This is a genomic window from Lentihominibacter sp., assembly GCF_046951855.1.
Lineage (GTDB): Bacteria > Bacillota > Clostridia > Peptostreptococcales > Anaerovoracaceae > Lentihominibacter > Lentihominibacter hominis.
This window is the reverse complement of record NZ_JBKTXS010000001.1, coordinates 138,930-150,085: the sequence shown is the minus strand read 5'-3', so window position 1 is coordinate 150,085 and position 11,156 is coordinate 138,930. Positions and strand designations below refer to the sequence as shown.

The 11,156-nt window shown below is 40.6% G+C and carries 12 protein-coding genes; 4 read left to right on the top strand and 8 right to left on the bottom strand.

What is annotated here, in order from left to right; genetic code table 11:
• Positions 1–186 precede the first annotated feature (186 nt).
• Together ACLR96_RS00735 and ACLR96_RS00730 are read left to right on the top strand one after the other, a co-directional pair.
• Positions 187–1,899 carry a hypothetical protein gene (locus ACLR96_RS00735; protein WP_177267955.1) on the top strand — a complete coding sequence of 571 codons (1,713 nt, stop codon included), beginning with the start codon at positions 187–189 and terminating at the stop codon, positions 1,897–1,899.
• A gap of 3 nt (positions 1,900–1,902) precedes the next feature.
• A complete protein-coding gene (locus ACLR96_RS00730) occupies positions 1,903–2,658 on the top strand; it encodes a Rossmann-like domain-containing protein (RefSeq protein WP_177267953.1) in 756 nt (251 codons plus the stop codon).
• A gap of 65 nt (positions 2,659–2,723) precedes the next feature.
• Here ACLR96_RS00730 and ACLR96_RS00725 read toward each other — a convergent pair whose 3' ends face one another.
• Genes ACLR96_RS00725 through ACLR96_RS00715 form a run of 3 tightly spaced genes read right to left on the bottom strand, consistent with a single transcriptional unit; the run spans position 2,724 to position 5,456 of the window.
• Positions 2,724–4,082: a DUF711 family protein gene (locus tag ACLR96_RS00725; protein ID WP_177267951.1), complete on the bottom strand. Its 1,359-nt coding sequence runs from the start codon at positions 4,080–4,082 to the stop codon at positions 2,724–2,726.
• Between the two features lie 26 nt (positions 4,083–4,108).
• Positions 4,109–4,372, bottom strand: a complete 264-nt coding sequence (locus tag ACLR96_RS00720) for an ACT domain-containing protein (RefSeq protein ID WP_177267949.1) — start codon at positions 4,370–4,372, stop codon at positions 4,109–4,111.
• A gap of 46 nt (positions 4,373–4,418) precedes the next feature.
• Positions 4,419–5,456, bottom strand: a complete 1,038-nt coding sequence (locus ACLR96_RS00715) for an elongator complex protein 3 (RefSeq protein ID WP_177267947.1) — start codon at positions 5,454–5,456, stop codon at positions 4,419–4,421.
• A gap of 92 nt (positions 5,457–5,548) precedes the next feature.
• Between ACLR96_RS00715 and ACLR96_RS00710 the strand changes: the two genes are divergently transcribed.
• A complete protein-coding gene (locus ACLR96_RS00710; protein ID WP_177267944.1) occupies positions 5,549–6,790 on the top strand; it encodes a polysaccharide deacetylase family protein in 1,242 nt (413 codons plus the stop codon).
• An 8-nt stretch (positions 6,791–6,798) separates the two neighbouring features.
• Here ACLR96_RS00710 and ACLR96_RS00705 read toward each other — a convergent pair whose 3' ends face one another.
• A complete protein-coding gene (locus ACLR96_RS00705) occupies positions 6,799–7,506 on the bottom strand; it encodes a DUF6873 family GME fold protein (protein ID WP_177267942.1) in 708 nt (235 codons plus the stop codon).
• A gap of 97 nt (positions 7,507–7,603) precedes the next feature.
• Here ACLR96_RS00705 and ACLR96_RS00700 point away from each other — a divergent pair, with 97 nt between their 5' ends.
• Positions 7,604–8,275: a uracil-DNA glycosylase gene (locus ACLR96_RS00700; RefSeq protein ID WP_177267940.1), complete on the top strand. Its 672-nt coding sequence runs from the start codon at positions 7,604–7,606 to the stop codon at positions 8,273–8,275.
• Positions 8,276–8,280: 5 nt separating this feature from the next.
• Here ACLR96_RS00700 and ACLR96_RS00695 read toward each other — a convergent pair whose 3' ends face one another.
• The 4 genes from ACLR96_RS00695 to ACLR96_RS00680 all read right to left on the bottom strand — a co-directional run bounded on the left by ACLR96_RS00695 (position 8,281) and on the right by ACLR96_RS00680 (position 11,112).
• Positions 8,281–8,598 carry an AzlD domain-containing protein gene (locus ACLR96_RS00695; protein ID WP_177267938.1) on the bottom strand — a complete coding sequence of 106 codons (318 nt, stop codon included), beginning with the start codon at positions 8,596–8,598 and terminating at the stop codon, positions 8,281–8,283.
• Positions 8,598–9,296, bottom strand: coding sequence for an AzlC family ABC transporter permease (locus tag ACLR96_RS00690; RefSeq protein ID WP_177267936.1), 699 nt, complete (start codon positions 9,294–9,296; stop codon positions 8,598–8,600). Before ACLR96_RS00690 ends, ACLR96_RS00695 begins: the two co-directional genes overlap by 1 nt.
• A 36-nt stretch (positions 9,297–9,332) precedes the next feature.
• The gene (locus ACLR96_RS00685) at positions 9,333–10,484 is read right to left on the bottom strand and encodes a class I SAM-dependent methyltransferase (protein ID WP_177267934.1); all 1,152 of its coding nucleotides are present in this window, start codon (positions 10,482–10,484) and stop codon (positions 9,333–9,335) included.
• 79 nt (positions 10,485–10,563) lie between these two features.
• On the bottom strand, positions 10,564–11,112 hold the full coding sequence (locus ACLR96_RS00680) for an N-acetylmuramoyl-L-alanine amidase (protein ID WP_177267932.1): 549 nt from the start codon (positions 11,110–11,112) through the stop codon (positions 10,564–10,566).
• Positions 11,113–11,156 lie beyond the last annotated feature (44 nt).

The window sequence follows — 11,156 nt, the reverse complement described above, 5'->3', positions numbered from 1 at the left end:
GCTTAAATGTATGTATGATGTAAACGCATCTGTTCACACTTATACGGGTAAAAACGGAAAAATGATGAAATATATAGCAGCAGGGATAGATTAGAGCAGTAATTTCAGAAGATTTAAACTCCATTACGGAGATTAAATAAATTATTTATTATGGTATAGGAATTAAAAGAAGAGAGGAGCGGAAAGATGAAAAAATTTCCCAAACGGATGTTTTTATGGATGATGAGTGCTTTACTGGTACTCAGTTTATCGGCAACGATGGCTTTTGCAAATGAAAATGTAACAAGTCCTACCTATAATCACGGCACTATGGCAGTGACTGCAGATGGCGGAGGAGATACGATATCAATGATGCCCGGGGGTACGGCATCTATCAGTATTTCTCCTTATATTCATGTTCAGTATGAAGGCTGTCAGATGGAGGTGGATGGTGTTGCCTGCCCTGACGAGTGTGGGGGAGAGTTTTGCTTTAAAAAAGGATTAGGGTGTTCGTGTGCGAGTAGTCCTGTGATGCGAACAGCTAAAGTTACGGTAAAATCTGATGATGAATCCATTGTAAAAGCTTCGGAAGCGACTGCTGTCAAAGATGCCGGCAGCAAAGCAGGAAGCACAGCTGATGGTAAGATTGAGCTTACAGCAACAGGAACAGGCGAGACAGAGGTAACTGTATCGGCGTCTTTATGCGACTGGGTCACAACTGAAAAGACATTTACTGTTAAGGTAAATGATGTGATATCTATATCTGATTTTGATGTATCTTCAGATCACAAAGGACCTAATGTTCCGGAGCTTTCTATGGGACCGGTAGGTACGGATACACAGACAGCTTATATTTCTCTGGATTTTGCAGAAGAAATGAAAATAGTTGATGAAAATGCTCTTATACAGGAACTGATGAAGACTGTGAAGATACATAATCAGGCCCTCGGAGGAAAAAAGGGGGAAGTGAAAAATGTATCCTTGAGTGCAGACGGCAAAACCTTTAGCTTTGAGATAAGCGGATGGGTGGCACCATACAGCGGGCAGATAACATCTTCAGGGATTTGGCAGAATCTTACTACAAAGGACGGAAGCAAACTGGCAGAATCAGATGTAACGATGCTGATGCCTAACGGACTTACAACGGAAATTATAAAACAGGTTGCGGCAGATGAGAAAAATAACGCTTCTGTGACAACAAAGATAGTGGCTCCTGAAAGTTCTACAAGAGGAATGGTCCATTTAGTAGTATTGAAAAACGGAAAGCCGATTCCTGAAGGAAGTCTGACTTCATACGGAGGAACATATACAGGACATTGGCATGATTATCTGAAAATTACAGCGTCAGAATTTGTGGAAATGTATAGTGGCGGAATCCAGGATACACTGGGTGAAAATTATATTGTTACGGGAAACGGCGATGAGATAACCATAACTGCCAAAGATTCCAAGGCAGGCGATGTATTGGAATTACATGTATTATCATATCTGAACAATGGATCCAAAAATATAGATACTTCGGTTTTGGAAAAAGCAGGAACTGATGCGTCGGCTATAGACAAGAGTCTGTATACTGATGAAAGTTTTGATAAAGTAGAAGCGGCTGCATATTTGGCAAGTGTAATAATGCAAGATACGACTTACTATTCCCAAGCAGATGTAAACAGTGCGGCTGACAGGATACAAACCAATATAGATGCGCTTGTTAAGAAAGGCGAGGAAGGTAAAGACCCGGGACAGGAGGAACAAAAGCCTGGAGTGCAGGAAGGGGAGAAGACCCAAGACTCGAATAAAGGAGAAGATGCTGATAAGGATAATTCGGCAGCAACGGGAGATGAAACTCCAATAGTTTTGATGTTGGCTTTGATGCTGGCAGGAGGAACGGCAGCCGGGGCTGTAATTCGCAGAAAGGCATCGTAATCCATGAAAGCAGAAACTTTTTATGAGACTTTAAAAAAGAGATTCACAGATGTTTTGAAAGAAAATAATATAGAAAATGATCCTGTGCAAATCATATGTCGCTCTCTGACGGCAGAAGAGGCTATAGGGAAAACGAAAAGACAGGACTTTCCTATTATCACAGGCAAGGATGTAATGATACAGGCAGAGTTCCGAAATTGTTTCGGCCAAGCCTTTACTGAGGCTCCGACATCTTTCAAGGGAGGCCTTTGGGAAGTGATGAACATGGATATAATAAACGAACCTCATGAAAGAGGAATTTTCATAGCGGCGGTTAATGCTGTGATGAGTTATCTTGATCTGTGTAAAGGAGCAGTCCACTGCCGTACTGAGGGGCCTGAATTTTGCGCTAAAGATATGTATCAATTTCTGAGAGAAAACTATCCTGACAGAAAAAGGATAGGACTGATAGGGTATCAGCCGGCCCTTTTGGACATGCTGTCTCACAGTGAATATGATGTTCGTGTACTTGATTTGAATCCTGCCAATATAGGACAGATAAGGTATGGTGTGCTTGTAGAAGATGGAAGCAAGGTCTATGATGATGTAGTGAACAGATATGCAGATCTTATCTTGTGTACAGGCAGTACAGTATGCAATGGAACTATAGTAGATTATATTGATATCGATACTGAAGTGTTGTTTTTCGGAACTACATTATCCGGAAGTGCTGTGCTGATGGACCTGAAAAGAGTATGCTTTGCCGATCTATATGAGTGATTTATATAAAGTATAAAAATAACCGTCTTGTTTTTATAAGAACAAGACGGTTATTTATACTTTTACTAATTTTTGAGACTTTGCATAGGAGCGGGAATTTTTCCGCCTCGGTTTATCATTATGGCAGAAGATTTTTTATTCACTTTCATTATCGGTCCTTTTCCTAAAAGGCCGCCGAAGTCTAACATCTCTCCTTCTTTTTGTCCTATAGCCGGGATGACTCTCACTGCAGTGGTTTTTGAATTCACCATACCGATGGCAGCCTCATCAGCTATTATTGCCGATATGGTTTCGGAAGGAGTATCTCCCGGCAGAACTATCATATCCAGACCTACTGAACATACTGCTGTCATGGCTTCCAGTTTTTCCAGAGAAAGGGTTCCGTTTTCGGCTGCTTTTATCATTCCGGCATCCTCAGAAACAGGAATAAAGGCTCCCGAAAGCCCGCCTACGTTTGACGATGCCATTACACCGCCTTTTTTCACAGCATCATTGAGCATGGCAAGAGCTGCCGTAGTACCGTGAGTACCACATTGCTCAAGGCCTATCTCTTCCAGTATATATGCTACTGAATCACCTACAGCAGGTGTCGGCGCCAGTGACAGATCTATTATTCCGAAAGGCACATCCAGCTTTTGAGAAGCTTCACTTCCTACAAGCTGACCCATTCTGGTGATCTTGAAAGCGGTTTTCTTTATGAGATCGGCTACTTCCGAAAGCGATGAATTTTTTGGCATCTTTGACAGTGCTGATCTTACGACTCCCGGCCCTGAAACTCCGACGTTTATTACGCAGTCAGGTTCTCCTATACCATGAAAAGCACCAGCCATAAAAGGATTGTCCTCAGGTGCATTACAGAATACCACCAGCTTGGCGGCGCCTATGCATTGATTCATTTTTGTGAGTTCTGCCGTATCTCTTACGATTTGTCCCATTATTTTTACTGCATCCATATTGATACCGGATTTTGTTGATCCTATATTTACAGACGAACATACAAAGTCAGTTTCGGCGAGGGCTCTTGGAATGGAATTTATGAGAGCTCTGTCACCTGCAGCAAAACCTTTGTGTACCAGAGCGGAGTAGCCTCCGATGAAATTCACGCCTATGTCTTTGGCAACCTTGTCAAGAATTTTTGCATATTTGACCGGATCGCCTCCGGAGACTGCAGTCAGAAGGGAAACAGGTGTAACGGATACTCTTTTGTTTACGATAGGTATTCCGTATTTTTTCTCTATTTCTTCACCTGTTTTCACAAGGTTTTTCGCTTTATTGTATATCTTGTCGTAGACTTTTCGGCATGATACATCTATATCACTGTCACAGCAGTCCATGAGTGAGATACCCATAGTTATAGTGCGTATATCTAAGTGTTCGTCCTGTATCATGGTTATAGTCTCCATGATGTCTTTAGTGTTCAGCATGATTTCTTACCTCCTTTGTCTTTCCGTTATATTCTGTGCATGGAATTGAAGATATCTTCATGCATGACATGGACAGTCATTGTAGGTACTGTAGTTTCGATATCGTTTTTCAGTTCTTCTAAAGAACAGTTCATATTATCAATGTCCACAAGCATTATCATGGCGAAATATTCATCAAGTATCGACTGTGTGACTTCTACGACATTGGCATTGGCCTGAGCGCATGTAGTACTGACTTTTGCCAGTATTCCAACCATATCTTTACCGATTACTGTAATAACTGCTTTCATATATATCCTCCTGAATTCAAACTTGGAAAATTCCATTTATACTAATTTAACATTTTATCACAATATAGTGTCCGTCTTCAAGACTTTGATCTGTCTTGTATTTTATTTTGAGGTCTTTGTATTTTTCGGCAAAGTAATTTTTGTTTCTTTTGCCGTTGCCAACCATGTTAGAAAAAGAGTTTCTGCTGCAGCGAAATTCGTATGACAGACATGGGTTTTTGGAATTCTGTCCAATGAAGCTTCTAAGCTGCAGCTCTAACTGTTCTTTTGCGATCTCGCCTTCTACAAGCTGCCTGAATGCAGGATGAAAAGTAGAGCCGCGTATTTCTCCGCCTTCAGTTATAAGATCAGTACTTTTAAGCCCTACTCTTATTATGTTGATACCGGCTCCATCAAGTATCTTATACATTTCTTTTGTGATATCAACGGCTGTGTCTGCGGACAGAGGTTGATACAGGCCTTTTTTATACATATTGCAAAGCTCCGTATCGTTGAGAACAATGGTGGGGTAAAGGCGGGCTATTGCAGGAGCAATCTTCACTGTTTCTCGGGCTGAAAATATACACCGCTCTTTTGTATCTTTTGGCAGTCCAATCATAAGCTGTATACCCAGATCAAAACCGTATGATTTTATAAGGCTGCAGGCTTTATATACATCATCTGAGGTATGACCTCTGTTGGAAGCTGAGAGAACTTCCGGTACAAAGGACTGGACACCCAGTTCTATGATATCTGCATCATATTTCTTCAGATTATCGAGTATCCTTTCATCTATATAGTCAGGCCTTGTGGACATATGGATCTTGTCCACAAGACCCATGTCTTTATATTCTTTTGCCACTGACAGAAATGCTGACTGCTCCTCCATGGGTATTCCTGTAAAGCTTCCTCCGAAAAATGCTATTTCGATAGTCTTGAGATTTCGGTCTTGCAGTGTGGGAAGATAACTTTCTATTAAATTTTTAACGTCTTTTGGCCCTATATCGGCGCCCCTTGCTGTTATAGCCTTTTGATTACAGAAGACACAATCATTGGGACAGCCTTTATGAGGTATAAAAACCGGTATTATAGCATGTGTTTTCATAGTTAACATTCTATCATAAACATGGTATGATATGTATAATTGATTGCAAATAATTTACTTTAGATAATTTGGCGATAAATGGTGCAGCTTATATGAAAAACATTAGAAGCAAGAAAACTTTACTTACGGTACTGGCATTAGCGATACTGGTCTTGGGGATCTTTGCTGTCATAACAGCTTACTATATCACACATTTTTCCATGACTCTTAATGGTGAAAAAGATATGACGGTGAATCTTAATTCTGTATTTGATGACCCGGGAGCAAAGGCCATAATAAACGGAAAGAACGTTTCAGACGAGGTGGAAGTCATCGGAGAAATAGATACATCCTCTCCCGGTATTTATGATCTTACATACAAAGCAGGGCACTTGTCTGTAAAAAGATCGGTGAAAGTTCTCGATGAAATGAACCCGCAGATTATACTGGAAGACAGCGGTAAAGCGGTGACGGTGAAGCTGGGGGAAGAGTATGAAGATCCCGGATATCACGCAGTAGATGAGGACGGACGGGATATAACCGGGAAGGTAAAGATCACAGGAGACAATTTTAAAAAAGCGGGGGAGAATAAAGTTACATATACTGTAAGCGACGGTAAAGGCAATATTACCCAGGTTTCAAGAGAGGTAACTGTGGAGCCTAATGTGCATTATGATTCTGCAGGGCTGCCTATCTGCATGTATCATTATGTTTATGATGAAAAAAAACCTCCCGACGATCTCAACAGAAGATACGGGAATTATATATCGATTAAGGATCTGTCAGAAGAGCTCGAATGGCTCAATGAAGAAGGTTATTATTATCCTACATGGAAGGAGGTCAGAGAATATATCGACGGAAAACTTATATTGCCGGAAAAGAGTATAGTTCTTTGCTTTGATGACGGAGCTGTGAGTTTTCTTAAAAATGGTATACCTGTACTGGAAAAATATAAGATTCCGGCCACATGTTTTATGATAACTTCGAAAAATGGGGAAGAGAAAGTGGATGAATATAGGAGTGATTATCTTGTGTATGAATCTCATTCTCATAATATGCACAGACCGGGAGGCAATATAGGGCATGGAGGGGTTTTCACCGCTATTTCTGAAGAAGAGGGTATGGCAGATCTGAAAGAATCCATAAAGATCTGCGGCAGCGGGGAGGCCTTCGCTTATCCTTTCGGTGATTATAATGTCAGCAGCAGAGACATGGTCGAGGAAGCAGGTTTCCTGTGTGCTGTGACGACTGAATACGGAAAGGCAAGACCCGGAACAGATCCGCTTCTTTTGCCGAGGATCAGGATGGTGATGGGGCAGAGCCTTGAAAGCTTTAAGGATAAGGTAAGTCCTTAAAGAGCGTTTTACTCCTGAAGGATACTGCCTATATCAGTGAGAGGATAATTTTCGAAATATACAATATCTATATTACGGTCTTTTGCAAAGGCCGTAATTTTTTTGAAGTCGGGATGAGCTTTCAGATTTCCGTTGAAAATCAGTGATTTTTTATCCTGTAATATCATATGACCGCAGCAGCCTCCTATGAATCCGTATTTGAATCCGGGAAGCAGGATATGCCCTTTTTGGATGAGCAGAACATCTGTTTTGGAATTTTTCATAGTTTTTGCTATGCCTTCATCGGATGTTATGAATGATGAATCATCTACAGGAAGGCAGCAGCACCGCGTATATCCTTGTGATACGTGAATTTTTATGAGAGTAGTTCCCGGATAGTTTTCAAGGCTCCATTGGTCTGCTGCGGCTAAGAGATCCTTATGGGTGAATTTAAGGTTGTGGATAAAGTATTTCCCGGTACATACTGCGTTATAGATTATATTTCCCGGGTAATCAGAGGTAAGATAGGCTGTATTTCCCGAGAAAAGTTTGCTGTTTTCCCACAGACCCAAACGGCACATATGTATATCAGCATGGGTGGATATCTCTTTGTATACAGGGGATACGGTTCCATCAGACATTTTCCCTGTCAGAAGAACAGGTTGCAGACCGTGTTCTTTCAGATATTTGATCAATGGTGCGCCTGCCAGAGAAGAAAGGTAAACTCGTTTTTTCATTGTTAACACCTGCCTTTTGTTAAAATAACAGAACATTATTTATGAGTATATCACGATTTTCCTTGTGTTTGACGGAAAAAATCAATATAATAGTAATATGGTTAATATAGGAAATAGTTGGGACAAAGTCCTGCAGGGAGAATTTGATAAAGATTATTATCTGAAACTGAGAGAATTTCTTAAATCAGAGTATGGAAGCCGGGTAATCTATCCGGATATGTACGATATTTTTAATGCGCTTAAATTTACTCCTTATGAGAAGGTGAAGGCCGTAATACTGGGACAGGATCCGTATCATCAGCCGGGACAGGCTCACGGACTGTGCTTTTCGGTTCAGAAAGGAGTAAAAACACCACCTTCTCTTGTCAACATATTCAAGGAGCTAAAAAGCGATCTTGGGATAGATCCTCCAAGTCACGGCAATCTGGAAAGTTGGGCTAATAATGGAGTAATGCTGCTCAATACAGTTCTTACCGTAAGAAGAAGCAGTCCTAATTCCCATGCCGGAAAGGGGTGGGAAATTTTTACCGACAGAGTAATACAGCTTCTTAATGAGAGAGAGGAGCCTATGGTGTTTATCTTGTGGGGTAAGAATGCTAAGAATAAGGAAACTCTCATAACCAATACGAGACACTGTATTTTAAAAGGGGCTCATCCGAGTCCATATTCTGCCGGCAATGGATTTTTCGGAGGGAAATATTTTTCGAGAGCGAATGAGTTTCTGATGTCCGCGGGATCAGAGCCTATAAACTGGGATATACCTGAATGAACATATTAAAAGATTGTCATAATTAGTTCTGATATAAGAACCGATGCACATGCACCGATAGCTACTGGCAGAAGGCCATTTCCTTTAAAAGAAATAAATATAGATGTCAAAAATCCAAAAGCGGCGGATATGATGTTTCCCGTAGCGTATAAAATAGCTGGGAAAGTCATAGATGCCAGAACAGTATAAGGAATGTAATAGAGAAACGAATTTATAAATTTGTTCTCTATTTTTTTATTTATAAGAAGAAAAGGTATCACTCGTATGAGATATGTGACACCTGCCATTATAAACAGATAGGGGAGAAATCTCAGAAAATCCATTATTCGGCCTCCTTTTCATCTACAGGAAAAAGTATTGCACCCGCTGCAGAAGCCGCTACAGCACATAATATTATTGAGAATCCTGACGATATGACGGAAAATATCGGAATGTAATAAAGGGCAGAGCTTACGGCAACGGCAATACATACAACTATAAGTACATGGACATTTTCTTTTGCCTTAGGAACTACTACTGCTATAAACATTCCATAGAGTGCTATGCCCAGAGCGTTTGTCACTATATCAGGCATTATATTTCCAAGCACAGAACCGCAGAGGGTGCCTGCTGACCAGCCTATTATGGGAAAGAAGGCCAGGCCTGCAAAATATCGTCTGCCTATTTCGCTGTCATGGCCTATTGCTACGGCAAAGATTTCATCTGTTATGGCGAAACCTAACACAGCCCTCCATAAACCGTGGAATTTGCTGTCGGTTTTCTGTGAAAGAGCAATTCCCATTAGGGCATACCTTGAATTTATGACAAGCTGAGTAACCGCCATTTCAATATATGATCCCATGCCGGCTATTACTGTGACTCCGGCAAACTGCCCTGCTGAGGTGAGATTTGTAAATGATATAAGGAGAGCTTCGATCCATGTGCAGCCGCATTGGACGGCCATGAGACCAAAGGCTATGGACACGGAAAAGTAACCTAATGCAATAGGAATCCCGTCTTCTAAACCTTTTTTTAAACTCATTATTATCGGATATCCTTTCTTAAAAAATGGAAAACGTTAAAGTTTCAGATGATCTATGGCAGGAGAGACATGGTAAAAATCTTTGAGTGCTTCGTATTCATCCAAAGCTTTTTTTTCAGCAGATTTATTTGACTTTTCAGGGACTACAGCTTTTATCATGATATTTTTTGCTGTATGTTCCAAAGATGTGAACTCTGTCATGTTGACTTCATATCCTGCCGCTTCAAGTCTAAGTCCCCTCAAAGCATCTGTTAGAAGCTCCGTGAACTTGTCCTTTATTATACCGTATTTGAGCATCGGCTCATTTATATGGTTTTTTATTTGAGAAAAGAGTTCATGTTGACAGCAGGGTACGGAAAGTATTACTTTGCTGTGCCATTTTACAGCGTTAATGAGCGCGAAGTCTGTGGCGGTGTCACATGCGTGGAGAGTGACGACCATATCGGCTCCGTCACTCTCGTAGTCTGCAATGTCTCCTGTGATGAAATGCAGATCGTCATATTTCAGCTTTCGGGCTGTGTCACTGCAGAAGTTTATGACATCCTCTTTCAGATCGAGACCTATAATCTCCACATCACGGTTTTTTTGAATTTTGAGGTAGTAATAAAGCGCAAAGGTAAGATAACTTTTTCCGCACCCGAAATCTATGATCCGAAGGGTTCCTTGATTAGGAAGATAATCAAAACAGTCATCGGCTATTTCAAGAAATCTGTTTATCTGTCTGAACTTTGAGTAATGTTTTTTATATACTTTTCCTTCAGGGGACATGACGCCCAGCTCAATGAGAAAATCACAAGGTGTTCCGTCGTTTATGATATATTGTTTTTTTCTGTCGTGAGACAGATCTCCTGCCTTACGTATAGATGGTTTTCTGGTTATTTTGGGGTTATCCGCTTTGGCAGCAAGAATCTGTATGTCTTCATTTTCCATAAGTATATTTATTTGTTTGAAATCTTTTTGTATCAAATTTTCTGCAAAATCTATGACTTCAAAGTATGGAATATTCTTGTGGGTGACTTTTTTATCAAAATGGAATTCTGCTTGATACATATATTCACCTTTAATATCCACAGGTCTTAAAGTTACTTTTTTTTGAGGGACCGATTTTCTGCGTTTCCCAGCTATGATGATTTTTACCAGTTTATCGCTGCTTACAGCTGAATACAGAGTTTGAATTATTTTTTCCATGATTTGTGCCTTTCATATATTTGAGGGGTTAAAAGAAACCGCTTTGATTATATTATCACAGAAAAGATAAAGTTGGAAGTTAATAAGGATCGACAAAAGGAATACCGAAATATTCTGTAAGAGACAATACCAGCGTTCTGGCAATAACATTTATGTTGTTTATTATCCACATAGCATCTTCCAGATTGTCATGGTATGCAAGTTCGATCAAGTTGGAAGGTGCTTTTACAAGTCTCAGCTCGCCCAGAGTCGTATTAGGTATGGTATTTACAAGGTTTGGATCGGGGTATATCACCTTTAGGTTTTCTTGAAATATTTCAGCTGCTCTTTTTCCCTCGGTGCTGGTGGAATAATAATAGATGTCTGGCCCTTGGATCTGTCCTGACAGATTGGCCGGAGCTGCATTTGAATGAAGCGCAAGATGAAAATCGTAGTTTCCCGCATTGGAGAGTGCTATGGCTTGAGAAAGCGTATCATCTGGATTGTTTCGTGTAAAGGTTATTCCTGACGCATACAAATATGGCTCCATGGCATCGGCTATGAGATTCATATAATATTCTTCACTTCCTAGTCCGTTGATGTATGGATTGTACTGCTGGACGGAGGGACTTAAAAATAAATTAGGCATAAAAATCTCCTTTTTCCTTTATCATATGTTGGCATGCCGGAGGC